This is a genomic window from Mesorhizobium sp. B2-4-12 (assembly GCF_006441575.1).
In the GTDB taxonomy this organism is placed as follows: Bacteria; Pseudomonadota; Alphaproteobacteria; order Rhizobiales; family Rhizobiaceae; genus Mesorhizobium.
Genome location: NZ_VFVC01000004.1, coordinates 55,712 through 81,572, shown reverse-complemented (window position 1 = coordinate 81,572; position 25,861 = coordinate 55,712). Strand labels below are relative to the sequence as shown.

Genomic DNA, 25,861 nt, shown 5'->3' with positions numbered 1-25,861 from the left:
CACCATAATGGCCGTATTTCATTCAGCTGCAATCGGGAATTCTCTCCATGGATGAAGAAACAAATGGCATTCCGCAGAACAGGCCAACGGCCCGGGATATCGATGCAATCGACCGAAAAATATTAGGCGTGCTGGTCGACGATGCGACCGTCAGCTATGCCGAACTCGGCGATCGCGTCGGCCTTTCGCCTCCGGCTGCCCACGAGCGCGTCAAGCGGCTTCGGCGCAGCGGCGCCATCCGCAACACAGCCGCCATCATCGATCCCAATGCGGTAAGGAAGCCGCTGCTCGCTTTCGTCCATATCGACACCAGGGGTTGGGGCAAGACCCCGGAGCTGATGGCGGTCTCCGAATATCCCGAGGTCGAGGAGATCCACACGGTCGCCGGGGATACATGCGTGCTGCTCAAGGTCCGCACCGAGGACACGCGGGCGCTCGAAGGACTTCTGTCGCGCCTTTACGATACGCCGGGCGTCACCTCGACGCGCAGCTATGTGGTGCTGTCGACCTATCTCGAACGACCGGTACAGCCCGGCATCACGGCACAATGGCCAATGCCGCGGCACCTGGTCAGGCCACTTTACTAAGTTGCCGACCGATCATCCCGCTCGGGGAACATCGCCTTCAGGCCATCGCGCGAGGCCTGGGCGACGCCGCGTTCGGTGATCAGTCCGGTGACCAGCCGCGCCGGTGTCACGTCGAAGGCAGGGTTCGCCGCGGGCGTCGCCTCCGGGGAGACGCGCACCTGGGCGATTTCGCCGCCGGCGGTCTTGCCCCAGACCAGCGAAACCTCGTCGGCCGAGCGCTGCTCGATCGGGATCTCCTTGAGCCCGTCATGCACCGTCCAGTCGATGGTGGGCGACGGCAGCGCGACATAGAACGGCACGTCATTGTCGGCGGCGGCCAGTGCTTTCAGATAAGTGCCGATCTTGTTGCAGACATCGCCGTCGGCGGTGGTGCGGTCGGTGCCGACGATGACCATGTCGATCTCGCCACGCTGCATCAGGTGACCACCGGCATTGTCAACGATGAGCGTGTGCGGCACGCCGTGGCCTGCCATCTCCCAGGCGGTCAGCTGGGCGCCCTGGTTGCGCGGCCGCGTCTCGTCGACATAGACGTGGACGGGAATGCCCGCCTCGGTCGCCAGGTAGATCGGCGCGGTGGCAGTGCCATAGTCGACGGTCGCCAGCCAGCCGGCATTGCAGTGGGTCAGGATATTGACTGTCTCGCCGGGCTGCTTGCGCGCGGCGATCGCCTTGATGATGGCAAGTCCGTTTTCGCCGATGGCGCGGTTCAGCCCGACGTCCTCGTCGGCGATCTCGCTGGCGCGCCGATAGGCGGCCGCGGCACGTTGTTCTGTTGGCAGCGGGCGGAGGAAGCGCCGCATCTCGTCGAGCGCCCAGCGCAGATTGATCGCCGTCGGGCGCGTCTCGTGCAGCGTCTCCCACACGGCGTCGAGCGCCGCGTCGGATGGATCATCCGTCATCTGCATGGCAACGCCATAGGCGGCGGTGACGCCGATCAGCGGCGCGCCGCGCACCCACATGTCGCGGATGGCGGTGGCGATGCCGGAAACGGTACCGATCGTCTCGATGCGGAAATCATGCGGCAGCCAGCGCTGGTCGATGATATCGACCGAACGCCCGTCATCGCTCAGCCAGATTGTCCGATAATGGCGGTCGCCGACGTTCAAATTCCGCTCTCCTGTTCGATCAGCGCGGCCAAATGGTTGACCTCGTCGATGCTGTGGATCTGGCGCCGGTTGACGGCGATGTGACGGCCGAATTTCAGCGCCTTGGCTTCACAACTGGCGCGCAGGTCTTCATTGGCAATGGTTTCGAAATCGGCATTGTGGGCTAGGCCGAGGATGCGCCTGTGCACCTCAATGCCGGCAAAGCCGAGCAGGTCCGTCCAGATCTGGTGCAGGACATGGTCGAGCGCCTGCTCGGCGCCGAGCCTGTCGCCCTGATCCTCGAACAGGCTCTTCTGGTAGAGCATGCCGGTGCGCTCGGTGCGCCACAGATGCGAGAATTCGGCGCGGAACACCGCCCACGTCTCGACGATGACATCGAGCAGGTGGGCGCGCATGGCATCGCGCTTGCCCTGTTGCTCATGCCCGCGCTGTGAGAAGAACGACATCCAGAAATTTGCGAGCAGCATGCCGACATCGAAGGCCATCGGGCCGTAGAAGGCGAACTCCGGATCGATCATCCGGGTTTCCGTGTCGGTGACCATGATCGAGCCGGAATGCAGGTCGCCATGCAGCAGCGTCTCGGCATTGGCGGCGAAGATATGCTTCAGCCGCTGCGCCTCGACCTTGAGGTCGCGGTCGGCGCGCAGTTCGGCAACCACGGCATCGAGCTGCGGGCTGGTGTGCCGGTTCATCTTGGCGTCGAAATAGGGGTCCGAGAACACCAGGTTTTCGGTGATGTCGCAAAGTTCGACATTGTCGGCGAACAGCGCCAGATCGGCCTTGCGATCCCTGGCTGTCATCGACAGATCGGAGCCGCGAAACAGCGTACGGGCCATGAACAGGCCGATATCCCTGGCAATGTTCGGCAGCTGGCGGCCTTCGATCAGCGCCCGCCGCAGAATGATGTGCGGCGACAGATACTCCATGATGATAAGCGCCTGGGCTTCATCGAAATGATGGATCGCCGGCACCGAGCCCGGCGCGCGTGCCTCCTGACGCGTCAGCGCGTGGTATTCGAAGAAGGAACGCTTCAGCGGCAGCGGCCAGCTGTCGCCGACCAGGCGGACATAAGGCAGGGCCTGCTTGACCACGGCGGCACCGCTGGCGCCCTCGACGATGAAGACGAGGTTCAGGTTGCCGTCGCCGACTTCGCGGACCTTCCATTGTGTCGCGTCCTTGCCGATCTTCGCGCAAAGCGCCTCGTTCGCGCCGAGACGCGTTGCAAGCGTCTCCACCGATAATGCTTCGAACGGCAATTTCCCAGTCATTCTTCTCCCTCCCGCTTATTTGCTCTGATCATAGGGGAGCCTTGGCGGCGAGGCCAAGCTAGGAAGCTGTCTGGCAATTGTCAATCGTGTTGACAATTGCCGAGATTGACCATAGCGTCACGGTCAGGGAGGAACGCATGATCGGCAATGCCGTGTTCCGCGTGGAGGGACTGAGGAAATCCTTTGGCCGCAACGAGGTGCTTGGCGGCATCTCGCTCGATCTGCATTCCGGCGAGGTCACCGTGCTGATGGGCGCCAATGGCGCCGGCAAATCCACCCTCGTCAAGATCATCAGCGGCGTCTACGAGCGTGGCGGTGGCACCATGACGCTTGCCGGGCAGGATTTCGCGCCGAACACGCCGGCGGAAGCAATCCGCGCCGGAGTCGTTACCGTCCACCAGAACATCAATGACGGCGTGGTCGCCGACCTCGATGTCGCCACCAACCTGACCCTGGACAGGCTGAGCGGGCAAGGCGCGCCGACCCTGTTCAATCCCGCCCGCGTGCGCCGCGAGGCCAAGGCGGTCGCCGACCGCATGGGTTTGGCCATCGATCTCAAGGCCCGCGTCAACGATCTGTCGCTGGCCGATCGCCAGATGGTGGCGATTGCCCGCGCGCTTGCGCATCAGCCGAAAGTGCTGATCCTCGACGAACCGACCTCATCGCTCTCAAGTGCTGAAGCCGACCGGCTGTTCGCGCTGGTCGACCGGCTGCGCGAGCAGGGCGTGGCGATCCTCTATATCTCGCATCGCATGTCGGATATCAGGCGGCTCGCCGATCGCATCGTCTCGATGCGCGACGGCGTCATTTCAGGGGTCTTCGATACTAAACCGCTCGATTATGAAGGCGCGGTCAACGCCATGCTCGGCCGCAAGATCCATCTCGACCGGATCATTGCCAGGAGTTCCGCCAAGGCGGTGCTGACCGTCGCAGGCCTTCGCATCGGGCAGGGCGCCAGGCCGATTTCGCTGACGCTTGGCGACGGCGAGGTGGTCGCCATCACCGGCCTCGTCGGCGTCGGCAAGACGGCACTCGCCGAAACGCTGTTCGGCGTGCGCCGGCCGCTCGCCGGCACCATGACGATGAACGGCAAGCCTTATGCACCGCGCTCGGCGGGCGACGCGATCGCCGCCGGTGTGTTCCTCGTTGCCAAGGACCGCGCCACCAGCGGCATCGTCGGCGGCTTCAACATCGAGCGCAATGTCAGCCTGCCGTTCCACAGGCGCATGTCGACTTTCAGCGTGCTCAAGCGCCGCCTCGAACGCACCGTCGCGCGCCGGCAGATCGAGGAACTGGGCATCGTCTGCCGCTCCGAGAAGGACGAGATGTCGGCATTGTCTGGCGGCAACCAGCAGAAGGTGATGGTCGCCCGCTGGATGGCGCAGAATGCCGCGCTGTTCATCCTCGACGAGCCGTTTCAGGGCGTCGACATTTCGGCCAGGCGCGACATCGCCGCCAAGCTACGGGCGAGCGCGAACGGCCGCGCGACGTTGCTGTTCGTTACCGAAATCGACGAGGCGCTGGAGACGGCGGACCGCATCCTAGTGATGTCGGAACACACGATCGTCGGCGAACACCGCAACGCCGATGTCGACCTCGACCGCCTGCTGGCCGAGGTCGCCGGCGGACAACTGCACAGCGCTGCCTGAGCGGGCGGCCGATGGAATTGGGATGGAGAGAGTATGGGTTCGGATCGGGTAAACAGGACAGCGGCGCCGGGATGCGCCGAATGACGCTTCGTGACTATGCCATCCGCTATGGCTTCATCGTCCTGCTGGTCGGGCTCGTAGCTTATTTCGCGATCGCAGCCGATGGGTTCGTATCACCGCAGAGTGCCGTCTTCATCTTTCAGTCAGTCGCCATCACCGGCGTGCTGGCGCTCGGCGTCACCGCCACGCTGGTCGTCGGCGGTTTCGATCTCTCGATCGGCTCGGTCGCCACCTCGGCCATGATGGCGGCCGCCTATGTCATGGTCGTGCTGGAACAGAACGCGGTCGTGGCGGTCATCGTCTGCCTGCTGATCGGCGCCATCGTCGGGCTGATCAATGGCTGGCTGATCGTCTACATGCGCGTGCCCGATCTCCTGGCGACGCTCGGCATTATGTTCCTGCTGGTCGGCCTGCAGCGCATCCCGACCGAGGGCCGCTCGATCGCCACCGGCATGACCATGCCGGATGGTTCTGTCGCCAACGGCAAGTTCGGCGACGCCTTCCTGGCGCTTGGCCGCCACCGATTCGATTTCTTCATCCCGAACCTCATTCCGGTGTCGGTGGTCGTGCTGTTGGTCCTCGCGCTGCTGATCTGGTTCTTCCTCGAATACACCCGTTTCGGCCGCATGATGTACGCCGTCGGCTCCAATGAGCGCGCCGCCGAACTCGCCGGTGCGCCTGTCAAGGCATACAAGATCTGGGCCTACGTTATTTCGGGTGTTTTTGCCTCGATCGGCGGCATTTTGCTCGCCGCACGGCTTGGACGCGGTGACATCGCCTCGGGTAATAATCTTCTGCTCGATGCGGTGGCTGCGGCGCTGATCGGCTACGCGGTGCTTGGCGCCGCCAAGCCGAACGCCTTCGGCACCGCCATCGGCGCGCTGTTCGTCGGCATCCTGCTGCAAGGCCTGACCATGATGAACGCTCCCTACTATACGCAGGATTTCGTCAAGGGCGTGGTTCTGGTCGTCGCCCTTGTCTTCACCTTTGCGCTTTCGGGCAGGGGCGGGAGGTAGTTTCGGCCGGACGGTTTTTTGGGTTCAACAAAAGTGGAGGAAACAAGGTGAACATCACAAGAAGACTTCTGGGGAAGGTGGCGCTCGGACTGGCCGGCGCAACCATGCTGATGCAGGTCCCGGCTTTTGCCGCGGATAAGCCGGCGCCGTTCGACAAGCCCGGCGTCAAGATCGCGCTGGTCCGCTATCTCTCGACCGGCGATTTCTTCCAGGCCTATCTCTCCGGCGTCGAGGCGCAATCCAAAGCGCTCGGCATCGACCTGCGCGTGCTCGACAGCCGCCAGGACGCCGCCCTCCAGTCGGACATGGTCGACCAGGCGATCGCGCTCGGCGTGCAGGGCATCATCATCCAGCACGGCCTGACGGAATCGATGAAGGACGCCGCCCAGCGCGCGGTCGACGCCGGCATCAAGGTGGTGGCCTTCGACGTCAATGTCGAAAACCCCAAGATCCCGCAGATCGAACAGTCGGACAAGGATCTTGCCCGCCTCGCGCTCGAACAGGCGGTCAAGGACAATGGCGAAAGCTGGAACGCCGGCTATGTCTATGTCGCCGGTATTGCGCCGCTCGACCGCCGCAACGAGACCTGGGTCGACGTGAAGAAGAAATATGCGGGGATCAAGGAAGTCGCCATGTTCGGCACGCTCGACAACCCGATCGCCAACTCCGTCGCCAACCAGGCGCGTTCGGTGCTGTCGGCTCACCCCGACATCAAGGTGATGTTCGCTCCGTACGACGAATTCGCCAAGGGCGTGAAGATCGCCGTCGACGAGGCGGGGCTGAACAAGGGCATCAAGATCTACTCGGCCGATATCTCGACCTCCGACATATCAGCGATGCGCGAGCCCGACAGCGCCTGGGCCGCCACCGCCGCCACCAACCCGGCCGTCGTCGGCCAGGTCTCCGTGCGCGCGCTGGCGCAGCTCCTCGCCGGCGAAGACCCCGGCCACAACGTCATCGTGCCGCCAACGCTGATCACCCAGAAGGAGCTGATCGACAAGGACATCAAGAACATGGAAGACCTGTCGGCCAAACTGCCGCAGTTTGCCCATGCCGACGTCGCCATGCCGGCCTGGATGCCGAACCCGAACGCGAAGTAAAGCTCGTCAACACACAAAGGAAAAGGGCGGCCCGTAAGCCGCCCTTTTTTATTGTCAATTGGAGGTGTTTACCGCAGCGCCGCCGCGATGTTGCCGCCGTCGACGGTCGTCACGTCGGCGGTCGTGCGTTCGGCCAGCACATGATGCAGGAAGGCCTGCGCCACGTCCTGCGCCGTCACTTCCTGCCCGAGCAGGTTGCCGGACATGTATTCCTTCTCCGACACGCCGCGCGCGCCCGAGCGGCTGGCGATCATGGCGTCGGTCAAAAGGCCGGAGCGGATGCGGTCGGCATTCACCGCGTTGGAACGGATGCCGTAAGCGCCGTAATCGAGCGCATACTGCCTGGACAAGAAGAGCGTCGCCGCCTTCGGCACGCCATAGGCGCCGAACTTCGGGCCTGGATTGACCGCCTGCTTGGAGGTGTTGAACAAAAGCGCTCCGCCCGTACCCTGTTCCAGCATGATGCGCACGGCGTTCTGCGCCACCGACTGATGGGCGAAGAAGTTGAGCTCGAAACTCTTGCGCAGCAGCGCATCGTCGAGTTCGCCGATGCGGCCTTCCCAGGCGGCGCCGGCATTGGACACCAGTATGTCGACGCCGCCGAAGACGGCAACCGCCTTGTCGAAGGCGGCACGCACCTGTGCCGGGTCGGTTATGTCGGCGCCGACACCGATCGAATTGTTGCCGGCTTTCTTGGCTGCATCGGCGGCCTTTTCGGCATCGAGATCGACGACCACGGCATGAGCGCCATTGTCGGCGAACAGTTTGGCTGTCGCTGCGCCGATCGCGCCGGCACCGCCGGTGATCAGCACCACCTGGCCGGTCAGCGGCTTTGGCTTGTTGGAAGCAAGCTTGGCCTGTTCGAGCGACCAGTATTCGAGCGGGAAAAGGTCGGCCTTGGAGAGGGGATGGAAATGCCCGACCGCTTCGGCGCCACGCACCGCCTCGATCCACATCTCGCCGACGTCGGAAGCGATCCTTGCATCCTTCAACGTGCGGCCATGGCCGAACATGCCGAGGCCCGGCACCAGCGTCAGGCGCGGCATGGGGTCGAGCATGGTCCGCTTGACGTCGTCGAGCGCGTCGTTTGTCTCGAAGTAGGCGCGATAGTCCTTGGCGAAGGCGTCGACATGGTTCTTGATCACGCCCTTGTAGTCGCTGATCTTTTCAGCGTCGGGCGCCGGCACCGCCATCGGCCCGGTCTTGATGCGGATCGACAGATCCGGGGTCGAAACACCGCGTCCGGCATAATCGGCGATCTTGGATGAGTTGATGAAATCGACGATCGCGTCCGAAGTGCGGAAATCGCTGATCATGCGGTCGAAGCGGCCTTCGCCGCGCGCCACCGCGACAGCGCCGCGCAGCATCGGCGCGATCGAGCCCGGCGTCGCGAGCCTTGCCGGCAGCGCTGCCTTCGCGGCCTTCGGCTTGGCGTGCTTGGCGACATAATCCTCGGCGACGTTCACGTAGTGGATCATCCGGTCGTAGGCCTGTTTGGCGTCGTCGCCGAAGGTGAAGATGCCATGCTTGTCGAGGATCAGGCCCTCGACATCGGGGTCGGCGTCAAACACGTCTGCCGCCGCCTTGGCGAGGTCGAAGCCCGGCATGATATAGGGCACGTAGCCCATCTTCTCCCCGAACACCGTCTTCACCAAGGGCTTGCTGTCTTCCTGGTCAACAATGGCCAGGATGGCGGTCGAATGGGTGTGGTCGACGAATTTGTGCGGCAGGAAGGCATGCAGCAGCGTCTCCACCGACGGGTTGGGCGAGGAGGGGTCAATGAGGTTTGCCCGCTGCAGGGCCACCATGTCCTCGTCGGAGAGCCTGTCCAGCGCGCGCGCCTTGAGCAGGGCGCCCATCTTGACCGCCGGCAGGCCTTGCGGCTCGATGACCGCCATGTCCCAGCCGCTGCCCTTGACACACAGCACGTCCCATTCATCGCCGACGAGGTCGGTCGCCTTGATCTTGCAGGAGGTGTTGCCGCCGCCATGCAGGACCAGCTGTGGCACGCCGCCGAGCAGCCGCGTCGTGTAGACGCGCAAGGCGAGGTCGCGGCCGACGCCCTTCTTCGCATAGTCGGCGACAAGTTTCTCGGCCGCGTCGTCGTTCCACAGGTTCTTCATGTTCGCTTCGTCCAGTTGCTGTCTTTGGATGGTGAAACAGGAATGCCGCGACGCCTTGATGACAGTGTGCCGGCGGCAAATGTGCCTTTTCTTCAGGGTGCTTTTTTGGGCGCCGCTCCGGCATGATCGAGCAGCCGCTGCGCCATATGCGCGCCGACCACCAGATGCGTGCAAAGTCCGCCGGCGATCGCCGCCAGCAGCGGTTCGAACTTGCTGTCCTCCTGCACCACCATCAGACGCCTGGCGATGGCGCGCAGCGATGCAAGCTCGGCGGAGATAACCCGGCGGTTATAGCTGCAGTCGAGCACCTTGCCCTCGGCATCGATGATCTGCCCGGCAATGACACCGGCGGCACCCCGGCTGCGCAACTCCGCCATTTCGCCCGATGTCAGCGCGCCGCATTTGACCAGGTGGCTGTCGGCATCGACCGCGCCGACCGAGTAGAGCGCCAGATCGCAGTCGCTGATATCGGACAGCTGCTCGCGGATCACCGGCTCGGCCCGCAGCGCCCGCGCCAGCTCTTCCGTCGACAGCACCAGCGGTGCGTAGAAATTGAGGCCCTTGGCGTTGAGCCGGCGCGCGATCTCCATCGTGCACTGGTCCGGCCGGTAGGAATAGGGTGCGCCGAGATTGCCGCAGAGCTGCACCACCGTCACATCCTGCAGGTCGGCATAGGACATGATGTCGGCGATCGTGTAGATCGTGCGGCCCCAGGCGACACCGATGCGGTCGCCCTTCTTGACCAGTTCGAGGAACACGCTCGCCGCCAGCACGGCGATGTCGGTGGAGGGGTCCGGGACATGGCTGTTTTCCGGCGCGATCCAGACCGCGTCGAGGCCCAGCGCGTCCTCGAGCCTGCGCGCCATCACGTCGTCGGTGAAAAGCTGGGTCGAGGTCGAGATGTTGACGATGCCGGTCTCGCGTGCCTTGCGCAGATACATCGCCACCGAGGCGCGGGAAATGTTAAGCTGGCTCGCCACCTGGTCCTGGCGTAGGCCGTGCGCATAGTACAGCCAGGCGGCCTTGTGGATGAGCTGTTCTGCCGGTCGGATCGCCATGCCGTCTCCTTGTCTGACATTAGTCACGGCTCTCGACAAAAGTCAAATTAGGATGTGCGGGCATCATCGCCTCTCGGCAGACGCTTAATCGGATCGCCGTTCTACAAAGCTGGTATAGCTTGGCATTTTCGATCATCCGGGGGGATAGCCTGACGAGAGGCCTGAGGTTAGAAAGCTTGAAAAAGGGACTTTGGGGAGGAACGGGATGGGAAATCCCTACGAACAGGATCTCGACCGGAATGCGGCCAACCATCAGCCGCTGACCCCGCTCACCTATCTCGAGCGGGCGGCAAAGACCTATCCTGATCACATCGCCATCATCCATGGCAAGCAGCGCATCACCTATCGCGATTTCTGGCGCCGCTCGCTAAAGCTTGCCTCGACGCTGCAAAAGCATGGCATCGGCAACGGCGACACGGTCAGCGTCATGCTGTCCAATACGCCGCCAATGCTGGAAGCGCATTTCGGCGTGCCGATGACCAGAGCGGTGCTGCACTCGCTCAACACCCGCCTCGATGCCGCGGTCATCGCCTTCCAGCTCGACCACGCCGAGACCAAGCTGCTCATCGTCGATCGCGAATTCTCCGGCGTCGTCCGGCAAGCGCTCGACCTGGCCAGGGTCAAGCCGCTGGTCATCGACTACGACGATCCCGACTACGCCGCTGATGCGCCCTACCCGAAAGGCGAGCGGATCGGCGCTTTGGACTATGAGGCGTTTGTCGCCGGTGGCGACGAGGATTTCGCCTGGTCGATGCCCGACGACGAATGGGACGCCATCTCGCTCAACTATACTTCGGGCACGACAGGCAATCCGAAGGGCGTCGTCTACCACCATCGCGGTGCGGCGCTGATGGCCTACACCAACACCATCCATGCCGGCATGGCCAAGCACGCCGTCTATCTGTGGACGCTGCCGATGTTCCATTGCAACGGCTGGTGCTTCCCCTGGACGCTCGCCGTCCAGGCCGGCACGCATGTCTGCCTGCGCTGGGTGCGGCCGAAGCCGATCTACGACGCCATTGCCGACCATGGCGTCACCCATTTGTGCGGCGCGCCGATCGTGATGTCGGTGCTGATCAATGCCAGGGATGAGGACAAGCGCGAGTTCCCACAGACGGTGACCTTCAACACGGCCGCCGCACCGCCGCCGGAAGCCGTGTTGTCCGGCATGGCCGATGCAGGATTCGCCGTCACGCATCTTTACGGCCTGACCGAGACCTATGGCCCGGCCGTGGTCAATGAATGGCACAGTGACTGGGACGCGCTCGACAAGGGGGCGAGGGCGGGCAAGAAGGCGAGACAGGGCGTGCGCTACGCAGCACTCGAGGGGCTGACCGTGATGGACCCCGAGACAATGAGGACGACGCCGGCCGACGGTGAAACCATCGGCGAGGTCATGTTTCGCGGCAACATCGTAATGAAGGGCTATCTGAAAAACCGCAAGGCGAGCGACGAAGCCTTCGCCGGCGGCTGGTTTCATTCCGGCGATCTCGGCGTCATGCATCCCGACGGCTACATCCAGCTCAAGGACCGCTCCAAGGACATCATCATCTCGGGTGGCGAGAACATCTCCTCGATCGAGGTCGAGGATGCGCTCTACAAACATCCATCGGTTGCCTCCTGCGGCGTGGTGGCGCGCCCTGACGACAAATGGGGCGAGGTGCCCGTGGCCTATATCGAACTGAAGCCCGGCAAGACCGCGACCGAGGCCGAGATCATCGAGCATTGCCGCACGCTGCTCGCCCGCTTCAAAGTGCCGAAAGCGGTTATTTTCGCCGAAATTCCCAAGACCTCGACCGGCAAGATCCAGAAATTCCGGCTGCGGGAAATGGCGAAGGTGGCGTGAGCGCACCGTCATTTTTGCTAGCGACGTCGCGGAAACCCTAGGATCCATGCCGCGACCTGGCGGCCGTGCTCCAACGGTCGTGAATGACTGCTGCGGGCAACAGTTCGCCTTTTGATGTAACATATTGATCCGCCTCATTCTTTGACTGACGTCACGGAATGGATCCTAGGGTCTGCGCTGCGTCGCTACGCTCCTTACTTCGCCCTAGGATGACGAATTCATGGGGGCTGATCGCCAATCGCGAGCGCCGGTTGTCGCACCCGCCCTCTGTCACCATCTGTCACCAATCGTACGCGTACGCCGATTTCGCGTTGACAGAAGGCCTCTTTCGATTTACGACTGATGAAAATTGAAATTCGTCACTAATAAATCGAAAGCGAAGATGTCCGAAGCTGCCAACATCGTGGCCGATGCCGCCAGACAGGAGAATGTCACCCGTATTCTCGATTGCGCCGAGCGCCTGTTCCGCCACTACGGCTATGGCAAGACCAATGTTGCCGACATCGCCCGCGAGCTCGGCATGTCGCCCGCCAACATCTATCGTTTCTTTGCCTCCAAGGTCGAGATCCACCAGGCCGTCTGCGGCCGCATGCTCGGTGCCAGCTACAAGATGGCGTACGAGATTTCACGCCTGCCGATCAGCGCCGAGGAGCGGCTGCGGCGCTACGTGCACGCGCAGTACAAGATGACGATGGAGGTGATGCTCGACGACCATAAGGTCCATGAGATGGTCATCGTCGCCCTCGAACGCGATTGGGGCGTCATCGACAAGCATATTGACAGCATCCACGACCTTTTCGCGGAAGTGATCCGCGAGGGCATCGAGGCCGGTGAGTTCGCCGAGCAGGATCCGGTGATCGCGTCACGCTGCTTCGGGGCCGCCACCGTCATCCTATGCCATCCGCAGATGGTGGCGCAGTGCCTCGCCAAGACCAACCGCGCGATGCCGGACGACCTTATCGATTACGCGATCAAGGCCCTGAAGAAATAGCCGCCGCCCGCCGGGCGCCGGTCGACAGTTCATCTCCAGTTCGGGAGTGCCAAGGTGTCTTTGTCCAATTCCATCCTCCGCAAATTGCCGGTCGCCGGCTTGATTGTCGCGGCGCTCGGGCTTGCCGGCTGCAGCCAGGAGAAAACCGAAGTCAAGGATATCATCCGCCCGGTCAAGGTCGTCGAGATCGCCCAGGCGCATGACATCCGCACGTTGTCTTATTCGGGGTCGGTGCGGGCTCGCACCGAAAGCGCCCTGGCTTTCCGCGTCAACGGCAAGATCACGGAGCGCCTTGTCGACATTGGGCAGCGTGTGGCGCCCGGCGACGTGCTCGCCCGCATCGATCCCTCCGATTACGACCTTTCGGTCAAGAGTGCGCAAGCCGCCCTCGATGCCGCCGAGCGGCAGGTCGAGACCGTCGAGCTTGCGCGCAAGCGGGCCGAACAGCTCTTTGCCAAGAATTTTGCCCCGAAATCGCAGCTTGAACAGGCGACGCTGACCTATGACCAGGCCGTCGCCACGCGCGACTCCGCCCGCTCGTCGCTTGACCAGGCCAAGAACCAGGTCGGCTATACCGATCTCAAGGCCGACAGGGACGGCATCGTCACTGCGGTCAACGCAGATGTCGGCCAGGTGGTCGGCTCCGGCACGCCGGTGGTCACGGTCGCGGTCGACGGCGAAAAGGAAGTGCTGATCGCGGTGCCGGAAATGGAAATCGCCGAGTTCAAGCCGGGCAAGATCGTCAGGGCCGGCTTCTGGTCCGACAGTGCACTGGCGCTCGACGGCAAAGTCCGCGAGGTTGCCGGCAGCGCCGATCCGCAGTCGCGCACCTTTGCCGTCCGCGTCAGCCTGCCTAACGACCCGCGCGTGCTGCTCGGCATGACCGCCAATATCGAGGCGTCGGCGGCCAACGAGAAGCAGCTCGTGTCGATCCCGCTGAGCGCGCTGGCGCAGAAGGATAGCCAGTCGATCGTCTGGACCGTCGACCGTGGCGCCGACACCGTCCATGCCCGTCCGGTCAAGGTCGCCGAGTTCGCCGCCGGCGGCGTGCGTGTCGCCGAAGGGTTGAAGCCTGGCGATATCGTGGTCGCCGCCGGCACGCAGTTCATGACCGAGAATCTGAAGGTGAAGCTCGCCGGCGCCATGGCGCAGCAATCCGCCTCCGCCGAGAGTGATGACGCCAGCCGGCTGCGCTGACGGCAGACAGATCGGCCGCGCGTTCCCGCGGCCGCAGGTTTCCGGGCGGCGCACGCCCCGAAGGTCGAGACGTCAAGGCCGATGTACCCCCCGCATCGATCCTCGCGTCCCACCGCGATGAGTGTCTCTCCGCTCGAAGAGTCGCGCCGCCCGGAAGCCAGTATCGAACGCAGATGATTTCGTTTCGCGCGCCGCGCTTCGTCGAAGCATCAGGCGCCGGCAAACAAGCAAAGTGGATCAGCACCGATGACGACCTCCACTGAAGAAAAGCGGCCATTCAACCTTTCGCGCTGGGCCATCGGCCATCCCTCCATCGCGCGGTTCCTGTTCGGCCTTATCATCATCGCCGGCGCGCTCGGCCTGATGCGCATGGGCCAGAAGGAGGACCCCGACTTCACCTTCCGGGTCATGGTCGTGCAGGCGATCTGGCCGGGCTCATCGATCCACGAGATGGAGGACCAGGTCGTCAACAAGATCGAGCGCAAGCTGCAGGAGACCCCGCATCTCGACTTCGTGCGCTCCTTCACCCGCGCCGGCAGCGCCATCATCACGGTGCAGATCAAGGGCGACACCAATGCCGCCGAGGTGACGGACGCCTTCTACCAGGTGCGCAAAAAGATCGGCGACATTGCAGGCGACCTGCCGCAGGGCCTGCTCGGCCCCTATTTCAACGACGAGTTCGGCGACACCTTCATCACGCTGCATTCGATCAGCGGCGACGGCTTCTCCTATCCCGAGCTCAAGAAATTCGCCATCCAGGCGCGCGACATGCTTCTGACGACGCCCGGCGTCGAGAAGGCGGTGATCATCGGCGATCAGCCGGAAAAACTCTATATCGACGTCTCATCCAAGGCGCTCGCCGAACGCGGCCTGACGCTGACTGACCTCCAGAACGCGATCAAGGGCCAGAACAATGTCGATCCGGCCGGCTCCGTGGACACCGGCGTCAATTCGGTACGCATCTCCGTCGAAGGCGACGTCACCAAGGCCGCCGACATCAGGGAATTGCGCCTGCGCGCCGGTGGTCAGGTCACCCGGCTCGGCGATATCGCCACTGTGACGTCAGGGCTCGAAGATCCCTTCCAGCGCAAATACCGCTTCAACGGCCACGACAGCGTGCAGCTTGGCGTGGTGATGGCGAAGGGCTTCAAGGTCACCGATGTCGGCAAGGATGTCGAGGCGACCTACAAGCGCTTCGAGGCGGCGCTGCCTTATGGCGTCTCTGTCGACCAGATTTCCGATCAGCCCGAGGTCGTCAGGGATGCCGTCAGCGAGTTCATGCACGCGCTCGGCGAAGCGCTGCTGATCGTGCTCGTCGTCTCGTTCCTGTCGATCGGCTGGCGCTCCGGTCTGGTCATCGCCATTGCCATTCCGCTGGTTCTGGCCGCCACCTTCGCCATCATGTACGAGCTTGGCATCGACCTGCAGCGCATTTCTCTGGGCGCGCTGATCATCGCGCTCGGCCTGCTCGTCGACGACGCCATGATCGTCGTCGAGATGATGGAACGCAAGCTGGAGGAGGGGCTGGTCAAGATCGAGGCGGCGAGCTTCGCCTATACCTCGACCGCCTTCCCGATGCTGACCGGTACGCTGATCACCACCGCCGGCTTCATCCCCGTCGGCTTCGCCGCCTCGACCGCAGGTGAGTATGTGCGTACCCTGTTCTATGTCGTCGGCATCGCGCTGATTGTGTCATGGTTCGTCGCGATCTATTTCACGCCATGGCTGGGCAACATGATCCTGAAGCAGCGCAAGCATGCCGGCAGCCATCATGATGTCTTCGACACGCGCTTCTATCGCCGGCTGCGCGCTACGGTCGGTTGGGCCGTGCGCCATCGCATCATCGTGCTGGTCATGACGCTGGTGACTTTCGGCACCAGTCTGTGGGCGTTCCAGTTCATCCCGCAGAATTTCTTCCCGCAATCTTCGCGGCCGGAGATTCTCGTCGATCTCTGGCTGCCGGAAGGCACCTCGATCAAGGAGGTCGAGGCGCAAGCCAAGGCGCTCGAAACCAAGATGATGGATGACAAGGACAAGCGCTTCATCGCGACCTATATCGGCGAGGGCGCGCCGCGCTTCTTCCTGCCGCTCGATCAGCAGCTGCGCAATCCCAACTTTGCCCAGATGCTGGTGATGGCCAATGACGAACCGGCGCGCGAGCGGCTGGTCATCAAGCTGCGCCGCGTGCTCGCGGAGGATTTCCCGTCGATCCGCGCCAAGGTCGACCGCCTGTTCCTCGGACCGCCGACCGGATGGCCGATGCAGATGCGCGTCATGGGTCCGGATCGCCAGGAGGTGCGCCGCATCGCCGACCAGGTGAAGGCGAAGTTCCGCGAGGATCCGCTGCTTGGCGCGGTCCATGACGATTGGCTCGAACCCGTTCCGGCGATGAAGCTGGTCATCGACCAGGATCGTGCCCGTGCGCTCGGCGTCACCTCGCAGCGCATCCGCCAGATGCTGCAGGCAACGATGTCCGGCGCGCCGCTCGACGACTTCCGCAACGGCGAGGAGACGGTCTCGATCGTCGCCCGCGAACCGGATGCCAGCCGCAGTCTCCTTTCCTCTGTCGATTCGGTCTATATCCCGACCGATTTCGGCGGCTTCGTACCGCTGTCGCAGGTGGCCAAGGTCGTGCCGGTGCTGGAGCAAGGCATCGAGTGGCGCCGCGACCGCCTGCCGACCATCAGCGTGCGTGCCACGCTGCCCGACGGCGTGCAGTCCAACGATGTCGTGGCCAAGATGTACAAGGACATGCAGGGCCTGCGCGACGGGCTGGCGCCTGGTTACAAGATCGAGATTCAGGGCGGCGCCGAGGATTCGGCCGAAAGCCAGGCTTCCATCGCCGCCAAGGCACCGGTCATGCTGGCCATCATCGTTGTTCTCCTGATGATCCAGCTGCAGAATTTCGGCAAGGCGATGCTGGTGCTGGCGACCGGTCCGCTCGGCATCATCGGCGCTGCCGCCGCGCTGTTGATCAGCGGCGCGCCGTTCGGCTTCGTCGCCATCCTCGGCGTCATCGCGCTGCTCGGCATCATCATGCGCAACTCGATCATCCTGGTCGACCAAATCGATCAGGACATCGCTACCGGCATGGACCGTTCCGAGGCCATCATCGGCTCGGCGGTTCGCCGCTTCCGGCCGATCGTGCTGACGGCGATGACGGCGGTGCTGGCGCTGATCCCGATCTCGCGCGCCGTGTTCTGGGGGCCGCTGGCCTACGCCATGATGGGCGGCATTCTCGTCGCCACCGTGCTCACCATCCTGGTGCTGCCAGCCGGCTACGCGCTGTTCTTCGGCCGCGAGCCGAAGAAGGCCAAGACCGATGAACAGGCGTCCGACTCCGAGTTGCCTGCCGAAAGGCCGCGACTGGCACTGGCCGCCGAATAAATCGCACCGGCCGGGCCGTGCGGTCCGGCTGGCACGTTCGCTTCCATCCATCCCGGCTTTCGCAGGGATGGATTGGATCGATGGAAGATGTGGGCCGGACACCGACAGGCGCCCGGCCTATTGCGTTGGTCAGATGACGAACACCCAATTGGCGATGAGCATCACCGCCACGCCGGCGACCAGGGTCAGATAGGGCAGCATGCCCGCCTTTTTGACCGAGAGGTCGGCTCCCGCCATGCCGAGGTCCGCCAGCATGTGATCGGGGAACTTGCCTTTGTCCTGGATGTAATGGCGGAAGCAGAACACCGGGATGATCAGCGCGGCGGTGATCAGCCCGGCCCATAGCGCCAGGGGATTCCAGACCTTGGCACCCGCGCCCATGAAGATCGCGTTGACGTAGGCGAAGATCGCCCCGATCCCCAGAAGCCAGGTCGGCGCCTTCCAGGGGCGCGCGATATGGCCGTTGTCGATGCGATGGATCCAGCCGGCGTTGAGGTTGAGGAAGTTGAAGATGATGTAGCCGCAATTCGACACGGCGAGGATGAAGAAGAAACTCGTCGCGTCGGCCGAGGCGATGGCCAGCACGATCAGGTTGAAGCAGAGGTCGGTCCACATGGCGCGGGTCGGCGCGCCGTGCTCGTTGACATGGCTGAGGTAGCGCGGCAGCCAACCGTCGACCGAGCCCTGGTAGAGCGTGCGCGAAGATCCGGCCATCGCCGTCATGATGCACAGCACCAGCGCCAGGATCATCAGCATCACCAGCAGGCTATGGATAAGCTGGCCGCCGCCGACCATGCCGGCCAGCGCATCCGCCACGCCGGAGCCGTCGACGATCGGCGTCGCCAGCATGCCGTTCAGGCCGAGCACGCCCTGGAAGGTGAAGGGCACCAGGATGAACAAAAGCATGCAGAGCAGGCCGGAATAGAAGATGGCCTTGAAGGTGTCGGTGCCGGGGTTCTTGAACTCCGAAGTATAGCAGACGGCGGTCTCGAAACCGTAGGTCGACCATGCGGCGATGAACATACCGCCAAGTGCCAGCGTCCAGCCGGCGATGTTCCAGTAGCCGGGCTCGGGCGCGTAGGCGGCCGCGAGCGGAACCAGCGGCGAGAAATTCGCCCAGTCGATCTGTCCCGTGAAGATCGGCACGACGCCGACGATCAGCATCGGGACGATGACGAGCAGCCCGATATACTTCTGCACGCTGGCCGTGCCGAGAATACCGCGATGCTGGATCGAGAAGATGATCAGCATCAGCACGGCGCCGATGAAGAAGGTGGCGTTGAAGGTGAAGGAAACCGGACCCAGCGTGTGGCTGAAAAGCGTCCAGTTGCGGATCGCCGGCGTTGCGGCTGCGGTGACCGCCGTGATGGCGTCGGCCGGAGCGGTTCCGGCGTGCGCGGCGATATAGGCCACGACTTCCGCCGATGTCTCGGTGAAGATCGGCACCGGCGCCAGCGCGTTGAGGATATAGGCGGCGGCGATCGAGCAGCCGAGCGACAGCACCGGCGACCAGGCGAACCAGTTGCACCACACCGAGAGCGGCGCGATGAACTTGGAGTAGCGCAGCCAGGCCGTCGCGCCGTAGATCGAGGCGCCGCCCGACTTGTTGGGGAACAGGCCAGCGATCTCGGCATAGGTGAAGGACTGGAGGAAACCCATGATCATGGACACCGTCCAGATCAGGAAGGCAAGCTTTCCCGTCGTGCCGGCAATGCCGCCGATCGAGAATAGGACCAGCGCCGGAACGCCGCTCGCCACCCAGAAGGCGCCGCGCCAGTCGATATGCCTGAGCAGCTTGCTTTCGGCAGGCTGCTCCAGGGCAGTGCTTATCGTGCTCATGTCGGTGAATTCCCCTTTTTGATGTTCCCCGCCGGCGATGCTTCGGCTTTGCGAAGCTTGCTCCCCGGCCAATGATCGGTACGATCCCGGTGTTTCCACTCAGTCGTATTTTTTTCTTAAGAGTGAAGATTGACCCGGCGCGCTTTCACGTCAAGCGATTTGTCACGTCGTGCACATCACGCTTGCGAGCGCAGCCCGCAATGCGGCTTGCGGGCATCACCGGCAAGCCAAATCCATGTGTCGGAGCGCAGCGCTCAGGAGCGTGGTTTGGTCTTCTGCGGATCGTAATGGGCGAAGGCGACCACCCGCGCGGGTAGCCGCTTGGCATGGCCGTCGAGCTTGCCGATTTCGACCTCCGTGCCGACGGCCGCGTGTGTGACGTCCAGCCTCGCCAACGCGATGTTCTTGTTCAGCACCGGCGAGCGCATGCCCGAGGTTACAACGCCGATCTGAGCTCGGCCGACATGGACGCAATCGCCGTGGCCGACAGCGACATTGCTGTCGATGTCGAGCCCCACCAGTTTGTTTTGTGGGTTCTCCTTGCGGCGGATCAGCGCCTCGCGGCCGATGAAGTCGTCGGTCTTGGTCTTCAACGGCACGGTGAAGCCGATGCCGGCCTCGAACGGGTCGGTCTGGTCGGAGAATTCGTAACCGGCAAAGATGAGCCCGGCCTCGATACGCACCATGTCCAGCGCCTGCAACCCCATCGGCTTCAGTCCGTGCGGCTGGCCGGCTTCCCAGATCGCATCGAACACTTTTTCGGCGTCGCGCGGATGGCACCAGATCTCGTAGCCGAGTTCGCCGGTATAGCCGGTGCGCGATACGACGACCGGAATGCCATTGCCGCCGCCGATACGTGCCACCGCGAAGCGGAACCACTCCAACTCTTCGATCGACGGCTGCAGCGGCGACGTCCATATCACCTGCTTGAGAATGTCGCGGCTCTTCGGACCCTGTACTGCGACATTGTGCATCTGGTCGGTGGAGGAGCGCACCAGCACGTTGAGCCCGAGCTTTTTCGCCGTGTCGCGCAGCCATTCGCCGGACAGATCGTCGCCGCCGACCCAGCGGAAATTGTCCTTGCCGAGCCTGAGCAGCGTGCCGTCGTCGATCATGCCGCCATGCTCGTAGCACATGGCGGAGTAGACGACTTGGCCGACGCCAAGCTTCTTGACGTCTCGGGTCAGCGTGTATTGCAACAGCGCTTCGGAATCCGGACCGGTGACCTCGAACTTGCGCAGCGGCGACAGGTCCATGATCACCGCGTCCTGACGGCAGGCCCAGTATTCGGCGATCGGTCCCTCCTTGGCGAAGGAATTGGCCAACCAGTAGCCCCGGTACTCGACAAAGTCGCGGGTGTGCTTGGCAAAGCTCGAATGAAAGGCTGTCTCGCGGGTCATTTTCGGTTCCGAGTCGGGCGTCATGCGTCTGGCGATCGCTCGCGAGAATTTGTGCTGGCCGGAATAGGTCCGCACATGGATGTCAGTCAGATCCCAGCCATTGGCCGGCGTCGTGTCGTCGGGGCAGGCCGAGGACACGCAGACGATGTCGGTCAGCGCGCGCAGCAGCACATAATCGCCGGCGCGCGACCACGGCTCGTCGGAAACCATGACGCCATGCGCATCGATGGCCGTGTTGAAGAAGAAGTTGATCGCCATCCAGCCGGCGCGGGGATCGACGCCCTTGTCGGAGAGCGCGCGGTTGAAATTCTCCGAGCAGTTGGTGTGGCCGGGATAGCCGATGTCGTCGTAATATTTGGCAGCACAGGCAAGCGCGAACGCATCGTGCCGGCCGCATGTGTCCTGAATAACCTCGACCAGCGGCCCCATGTCCTGGTCGTAGTATTTCGAATGCAGGCCAGGCATCGGATAGCTCGACCCCATCAGCGTGCGTGTCGTCGTCACATCGAGCGGATGGTCGAGACCCTTGTCCAGCTTGCGCGCGGAGAAGCATTGAAAGTCGGTGCATTGGCGCCCGTCGACATCGATGATCTGCAGATAGTCGCCGGCCTTGACGAAGTAGGATTCGGCTGTTGCCGAGTGGACGCGCAGGTCGAGCACCGGATCGGCGAGCGGATCGGCAAGCTGGGATTTTGTCTTCAGGTGGACCGTGGCGCGCCGCACGATGACGGTGAGCGGTGTCGCGGTGTCGTGGCCATCGACCAGCATCGGCCCGCCGGGCGCGGCGATCAGCATCGCGCCGTCGCGGGCGACGGCAAACGCCTGTTCCGTACCGGCAGGCGTCGAGCCGCCGAAGATGCGCACCGCCTTGGGTTGGTCGACTTGCACTTGCCGGCGCTCGAGCCCACGGCGCACGGAGGCGAGACTGTCGTCGCCTGCCGCCAGCAACGCCTTGATGCCGGCGGCGTTGCTGTTCGACTTCTCGCCAAGAATTCCTGGGTCGGTGACGCCGCTCTGATCCCACGCCAGTAGCTCGCAAGCCTGGCCGCCTTCGACATTGCGCACCGTGATCGTATCGCCGGCCTCGACGTCGATCAGCACCGCGCCATTGCCCTGGATCGTATAGCGCTCCATGCCTGGCGGCAGCGCGATTTGGCCGGGCCGCAGGATGAGGCTCGGCCTGGGCGGTCCGGCTGCGACGGTGGGGTAAGGCGACTGGCTCATTTCAGCCTTGCGGTTCGAGCACCAAGTTTGCCTGTGCGTGAAATTATTTTAGCAGGGAGAATAGCAGCGAGGTTGAGTTTGGCAAGGCGGAGGTGGCTTTTTTGGGAGCGTAGTTCAGGTCGAATTTCGCCGGCCCGCTCTATTCCCGGGCGTCGGCGCTGCCCCTCATCTGGCTGCCGCCATCTTCTCCCCGTAAACGGGGCGAAGGACGCTTTCATTGGCGGTTTCGCCCATCTCCAACGTTGCAAAAAACGGCGCCGGCGTGGGGTCAGCTTCTTTCTCCCCGGGGGAGAAATGCCCGGCAGGGCAATGAGGGGCGGCGCCAAGATCTACAGCGGCGCCAAAATCTACAATTGTCGAGCTAAAATTCCTCCGAATGCCCAATCTCGATTCCATACTCGGCAACCGAGTCGAGCATCGTGTGCCACAGGCTCTCGGCAAATGTCGCGAACACCAGAACGTTGAACACCGCCTGGCCATCAGTCCGATCATTACCGCGCCACAGCGTGACGCTGGTGTGATCCATCGAGGTCGCGGCGGCCGCACCGATCGGGAACGCCTCGGCGTGCAGATCGATCGACGACAGCTTGGCCAGCATCATGCGCGCCTTGGCACCGGAAATGCTGATCAGCACCCGCGCATGCGACTGGTCCGACAGCGAGGCGGCGCCGGAAAACGCCGGCGTCAGCGCGCCCATCCCTCCCTTCGACAGGACGAAAAACTGGTCCGGTCCCGACCAGATCAGCGTGGCATCCGCCGTCCGCACTGCCTTGGGCGTTTCTGGAGCGGCGACACCGAAATAGCCGTTGGCGGCTGTCGCCATTTCGGCCGCCTTGCCGCGCCGCGCCATCACCTGGACGAGGTCGAAATTACGAATCTCGGTCAGCGACACACCGGCATCGCCGTGTGCGCCGTACGGTCCAGCGACGAGCGCGCGTTCGAGAGGGCTGCGGACCTCCCAGGAAAACTCAGCCACGCTGGCGCCCTCCATCCGGGTCGTAGAAGACGGGATTGCAGAGTTCGACATCATAATCCTCGCCGCGCAATGGATCATGCGCGTGCACGATCTCGCCGATGCGCTCACGGCCGCGCTCGACGAGTGCGAGCCCGATCCACTGGTCTGATGTCGGCGAGAAGCAGACCGAGGTGACATAGCCCTGATCGTTGCCGGGTCCAGGTGTCTGGCCCTTCGGGATGATGTGCGCGCCTGAGCGCAGCCGGCTCGCCTTGTCGGTCGGCTTGACGCCGACCACGACCTGCCGGTCCGGCGCGACCAGCGCCTCGCGGCCGGCCATGACGCGGCCGATGAAATCCTTCTTGGTCGACATCATCTTGCCGAGGCCGAGGTCGGCGGCCGTCGTCGTGCCGCTAAGCTCGGGTCCGGCGACATGGCCTTTCTCGATCCGCATCACGCCGAGCGCCTCGGTGCCGTAAGGCGTCACGCCGAAAGGCTTGCCGGCCAGCATCAGATTGCGCGCCATGGCTTCGCCGTAGCGCGCCGGCACGGAAATCTCGAACGCCATCTCGCCGGAGAAGGAGATGCGGAACAGTCGCGCCTTGATGCCGCCGCGCAACGCCACTTCGCGCGCGCCCATGAACGGGAAGCCCTCATTGGAGAGATCCTCGGCCGGATCGACGATCTCCTTCAGCAGGTCGCGGGTCTTGGGTCCGGCAATGGAGAATTGCGCCCACTGATCGGAGACCGAGGTCAACTGCACGTCGAGTTCGGGGAACAGCACCTGCCGGCAGAATTCCAGATGCTGCATCACCAGCCCGGCCTTGGCGGTGGTGGTGGTCAGGAAATAATGGTCCTCGGCCAGCCGCGAGGTCGTGCCGTCGTCATGGACCAGACCATCCTCGCGCAGCATTAGTCCGTAGCGTGCCTTGCCGACCGCGAGATTGGAGAAGGTATTGATATAGACTCGGTCGAGGAAGGCGCCGGCATCCGGGCCATGCACGTCGATCTTGCCGAGCGTCGAGACATCGCAGAAGCCGACGCCTGAGCGCACCGCCTTGACTTCTCGGGTCACCGATTCCAGCCAGTCTTTCTCGCCGGCGCGCGGATACCATTGCGCGCGCTTCCATAGGCCGGTGTCGACGAAGACCGCGCCCTGTTCGGCCGCCCAGTGATGCGACGGCGTCAGCCGCGTCGCATGGAAGGTCTCGTCGCGGTGATGGCCGGCAAAGGCTCCGATGGCGACCGGCACGTAAGGCGGCCGGTAGATCGTCGTGCCGGTTTCGGGAATGGAGCGGCCGCTCACCGCCGCCATGATGGCGAGGCCGGCGACATTCGAGGTCTTGCCCTGGTCGGTCGCCATGCCCAGCGTGGTGTAGCGTTTCAGGTGCTCGACCGATTCAAAGCCCTCGCGCTGCGCAAGCTCAATGTCGGAGGCGGTGACATCATGCTGCTGGTCGACGAAGGCCTTGCCCTTGCCGGCGACATGCCAGAGCGGGGTCAGCGAAAAAGCTTCGTCGTCGGCGACCGGCATCGAGCCGGAACCGCCGCCGCGTCCAGCATCGTGCGCCGCGGCAGTGCCCGCTGCAAACCCTTCGCGCAAGCAGGCGCCAAGGCCGAAGGAACCGGTGGCGGCGCCAGCGGCGACCACGCCGGGAGGAGCGCCGTCGGGCACGAAGGCGGCGATGTCTTCGCGCCATTTCGGCCGGCCTCGATGATAGGAGGTCAACCCGACAGCGGGGTTCCAGCCACCGGAAACGGCGAGACCGTCGGCCTCGACCTCGGCGCGCGCACCGCCGGTGAGGGAGACCGCGACTTTGCGGACGCCGTCCTTGCCGCCGTCGACACCGCTGACGGAGCCGTGCAGCACCGGGAATCCGCCCTTGGCTGCCAGCGAACGATGGGCCGGGGACACGTCAGGCCGTGCGTCGATCACCGCCGCGATTTGCAATCCCGCGCCGAGGGCGGTCTCGACCGTGCGCCAGCCGTCCTCATTGTTGGTGAACAGCGCGACCCGTTTTGCAGGCGTCGCCGCGAAGCGCGCAACATAGCTGCGCATCGCGGAGGCCATCATTACGCCTGGCGTGTCGTTGCCGGCAAAGACGATCGGCCGTTCGATGGCGCCGGCCGCGACCACACAGCGCTTGGCCACGATCCGCCACAGCCGCTGGCGCACCTGATGCTCGGGCGGTGAGGGGAGATGGTCGTTGACCCGTTCGATGGCGCCATAGGTGCCGCCGTCATAGACACCGAACAGCGTCGTGCGGGTCATGATGCGGACATCGGGCATCGTTGCGAGTTCAGCCAGCGTTCGCGACAGCCACTCTGCCGCCGGCAGTCCGTCGATCGTGCCCCCATCCGAGAGCAGGCGGCCGCCGAGCGCGAAATCCTCTTCGCACAGGATGACGCGCGCACCCGTGCGCCCAGCAGCAAGCGCCGCCGCGAGGCCCGTTGGACCGGAGCCGGCGATCACCACGTCGCAATGCGCCCAGGCTTTGTCGTAGTGGTCCGGATCGGCGATACCCGCGGCACGGCCGAGGCCGGCGGCGCGGCGGATCGCCGGCTCGTAGACCGCCTCCCAGAACTTCGCCGGCCACATGAAGGTCTTATAGTAGAAGCCGGCGACGAAGATCGGCGCGAACAACTGGTTGACCGACATGACATCGAAACGCAGCGACGGCCAGCGGTTCTGGCTGGCGGCCTCGAGCCCTTCATAGAGTTCGGCGGTCGTGGCCTTGGTGTTCGGCTCGCGCCTTGCGCCGGTGCGCAATTCGACCAGCGCGTTGGGCTCTTCGGAACCCGCGGTCAGGATGCCGCGCGGGCGGTGGTATTTGAACGAGCGACCGACCAGCTTGACGCCGTTGGCTATCAACGCCGAGGCGAGAGTATCGCCCCGGTAGCCGGAGAAAGTCTTGCCGTCGAAGCGGAAGTTAAGCGCTGCCGAGCGGTCGATGAGACCGCCCGATGTGAGGCGATGGGATTGGCTGGAACTCACCATGCCCGGCCCTCACGCAAAAAGGTCGCGCCGCCCCTCATCCGCCTGCCGGCACCTTCT

General features: G+C 63.8%; 16 protein-coding genes. 8 read left to right on the top strand and 8 right to left on the bottom strand.

The window, feature by feature from the left end; genetic code table 11:
• Nucleotides 1–47 precede the first annotated feature (47 nt).
• On the top strand, nt 48–587 hold the full coding sequence (locus tag FJ934_RS03940) for an Lrp/AsnC family transcriptional regulator (protein ID WP_140607349.1): 540 nt from the start codon (nt 48–50) through the stop codon (nt 585–587).
• Here the strand turns inward: FJ934_RS03940 and mtnA are convergent.
• Both mtnA and mtnK read right to left on the bottom strand, forming a co-directional pair.
• Entirely contained in the window at nt 584–1,693 is a 1,110-nt protein-coding gene (gene mtnA, locus FJ934_RS03935) for an S-methyl-5-thioribose-1-phosphate isomerase (protein WP_140607348.1), read from the bottom strand. The two genes, FJ934_RS03940 and mtnA, sit on opposite strands and share 4 nt — an antisense overlap.
• A complete protein-coding gene (gene mtnK / locus FJ934_RS03930; RefSeq protein ID WP_140607347.1) occupies nt 1,690–2,961 on the bottom strand; it encodes an S-methyl-5-thioribose kinase in 1,272 nt (423 codons plus the stop codon). The genes mtnA and mtnK overlap by 4 nt, the downstream gene beginning before the upstream one ends.
• Before the next feature lie 137 nt (nt 2,962–3,098).
• Here mtnK and FJ934_RS03925 point away from each other — a divergent pair, with 137 nt between their 5' ends.
• The 3 genes from FJ934_RS03925 (at nt 3,099) to FJ934_RS03915 (ending at nt 6,786) form a co-directional block, all read left to right on the top strand.
• Complete coding sequence (locus FJ934_RS03925) at nt 3,099–4,610, top strand: sugar ABC transporter ATP-binding protein (RefSeq protein WP_140607346.1); 1,512 nt, start codon at nt 3,099–3,101, stop codon at nt 4,608–4,610.
• An 80-nt stretch (nt 4,611–4,690) separates the two neighbouring features.
• Nucleotides 4,691–5,686 carry an ABC transporter permease gene (locus tag FJ934_RS03920; RefSeq protein ID WP_140607345.1) on the top strand — a complete coding sequence of 332 codons (996 nt, stop codon included), beginning with the start codon at nt 4,691–4,693 and terminating at the stop codon, nt 5,684–5,686.
• A 47-nt stretch (nt 5,687–5,733) separates the two neighbouring features.
• On the top strand, nt 5,734–6,786 hold the full coding sequence (locus tag FJ934_RS03915) for a substrate-binding domain-containing protein (protein WP_096455692.1): 1,053 nt from the start codon (nt 5,734–5,736) through the stop codon (nt 6,784–6,786).
• 68 nt (nt 6,787–6,854) lie between these two features.
• Here the strand turns inward: FJ934_RS03915 and FJ934_RS03910 are convergent, their stop codons facing one another.
• Both FJ934_RS03910 and FJ934_RS03905 read right to left on the bottom strand, forming a co-directional pair.
• Complete coding sequence (locus FJ934_RS03910; RefSeq protein WP_140607344.1) at nt 6,855–8,909, bottom strand: bifunctional aldolase/short-chain dehydrogenase; 2,055 nt, start codon at nt 8,907–8,909, stop codon at nt 6,855–6,857.
• 92 nt (nt 8,910–9,001) lie between these two features.
• Nucleotides 9,002–9,967, bottom strand: a complete 966-nt coding sequence (locus tag FJ934_RS03905) for a sugar-binding transcriptional regulator (RefSeq protein ID WP_140607343.1) — start codon at nt 9,965–9,967, stop codon at nt 9,002–9,004.
• 205 nt (nt 9,968–10,172) lie between these two features.
• Between FJ934_RS03905 and FJ934_RS03900 the strand changes: the two genes are divergently transcribed.
• The 4 genes from FJ934_RS03900 to FJ934_RS03885 all read left to right on the top strand — a co-directional run bounded on the left by FJ934_RS03900 (nt 10,173) and on the right by FJ934_RS03885 (nt 17,388).
• Nucleotides 10,173–11,813 (top strand): acyl-CoA synthetase, encoded by a 1,641-nt coding sequence (locus FJ934_RS03900; protein ID WP_140607342.1) that lies wholly within the window; start codon nt 10,173–10,175, stop codon nt 11,811–11,813.
• Nucleotides 11,814–12,195: 382 nt separating this feature from the next.
• On the top strand, nt 12,196–12,804 hold the full coding sequence (locus FJ934_RS03895) for a TetR family transcriptional regulator (protein ID WP_140607341.1): 609 nt from the start codon (nt 12,196–12,198) through the stop codon (nt 12,802–12,804).
• A 54-nt stretch (nt 12,805–12,858) separates the two neighbouring features.
• Entirely contained in the window at nt 12,859–14,001 is a 1,143-nt protein-coding gene (locus tag FJ934_RS03890; protein ID WP_140607340.1) for an efflux RND transporter periplasmic adaptor subunit, read from the top strand.
• Between the two features lie 246 nt (nt 14,002–14,247).
• On the top strand, nt 14,248–17,388 hold the full coding sequence (locus FJ934_RS03885) for an efflux RND transporter permease subunit (RefSeq protein ID WP_140607339.1): 3,141 nt from the start codon (nt 14,248–14,250) through the stop codon (nt 17,386–17,388).
• 129 nt (nt 17,389–17,517) lie between these two features.
• Here the strand turns inward: FJ934_RS03885 and FJ934_RS03880 are convergent, their stop codons facing one another.
• The 4 genes from FJ934_RS03880 to FJ934_RS03865 all read right to left on the bottom strand — a co-directional run bounded on the left by FJ934_RS03880 (nt 17,518) and on the right by FJ934_RS03865 (nt 25,801).
• A complete protein-coding gene (locus FJ934_RS03880) occupies nt 17,518–19,227 on the bottom strand; it encodes an APC family permease (RefSeq protein ID WP_140607338.1) in 1,710 nt (569 codons plus the stop codon).
• Nucleotides 19,228–19,481: 254 nt separating this feature from the next.
• Nucleotides 19,482–21,851 (bottom strand): aminomethyltransferase family protein, encoded by a 2,370-nt coding sequence (locus tag FJ934_RS03875; RefSeq protein ID WP_140607337.1) that lies wholly within the window; start codon nt 21,849–21,851, stop codon nt 19,482–19,484.
• A 361-nt stretch (nt 21,852–22,212) separates the two neighbouring features.
• Nucleotides 22,213–22,827 (bottom strand): sarcosine oxidase subunit gamma, encoded by a 615-nt coding sequence (locus tag FJ934_RS03870; RefSeq protein ID WP_140607336.1) that lies wholly within the window; start codon nt 22,825–22,827, stop codon nt 22,213–22,215.
• Entirely contained in the window at nt 22,820–25,801 is a 2,982-nt protein-coding gene (locus FJ934_RS03865; protein WP_140607456.1) for a sarcosine oxidase subunit alpha, read from the bottom strand. The genes FJ934_RS03870 and FJ934_RS03865 overlap by 8 nt, the downstream gene beginning before the upstream one ends.
• Nucleotides 25,802–25,861: the final 60 nt, after the last annotated feature.

What these genes read in the sequence shown, in the direction of transcription:
- FJ934_RS03940 (WP_140607349.1), top strand. Translation starts at nt 48, where the DNA reads ATGGATGAAGAAACAAATGGCATTCCGCAGAACAGGCCAACGGCCCGG.
- mtnK (WP_140607347.1), bottom strand. Translation starts at nt 2,961, where the DNA reads ATGACTGGGAAATTGCCGTTCGAAGCATTATCGGTGGAGACGCTTGCA.
- FJ934_RS03925 (WP_140607346.1), top strand. Translation starts at nt 3,099, where the DNA reads ATGATCGGCAATGCCGTGTTCCGCGTGGAGGGACTGAGGAAATCCTTT.
- FJ934_RS03920 (WP_140607345.1), top strand. Translation starts at nt 4,691, where the DNA reads ATGACGCTTCGTGACTATGCCATCCGCTATGGCTTCATCGTCCTGCTG.
- FJ934_RS03910 (WP_140607344.1), bottom strand. Translation starts at nt 8,909, where the DNA reads ATGAAGAACCTGTGGAACGACGACGCGGCCGAGAAACTTGTCGCCGAC.
- FJ934_RS03905 (WP_140607343.1), bottom strand. Translation starts at nt 9,967, where the DNA reads ATGGCGATCCGACCGGCAGAACAGCTCATCCACAAGGCCGCCTGGCTG.
- FJ934_RS03900 (WP_140607342.1), top strand. Translation starts at nt 10,173, where the DNA reads ATGGGAAATCCCTACGAACAGGATCTCGACCGGAATGCGGCCAACCAT.
- FJ934_RS03895 (WP_140607341.1), top strand. Translation starts at nt 12,196, where the DNA reads ATGTCCGAAGCTGCCAACATCGTGGCCGATGCCGCCAGACAGGAGAAT.
- FJ934_RS03885 (WP_140607339.1), top strand. Translation starts at nt 14,248, where the DNA reads ATGACGACCTCCACTGAAGAAAAGCGGCCATTCAACCTTTCGCGCTGG.
- FJ934_RS03880 (WP_140607338.1), bottom strand. Translation starts at nt 19,227, where the DNA reads ATGAGCACGATAAGCACTGCCCTGGAGCAGCCTGCCGAAAGCAAGCTG.
- FJ934_RS03875 (WP_140607337.1), bottom strand. Translation starts at nt 21,851, where the DNA reads ATGAGCCAGTCGCCTTACCCCACCGTCGCAGCCGGACCGCCCAGGCCG.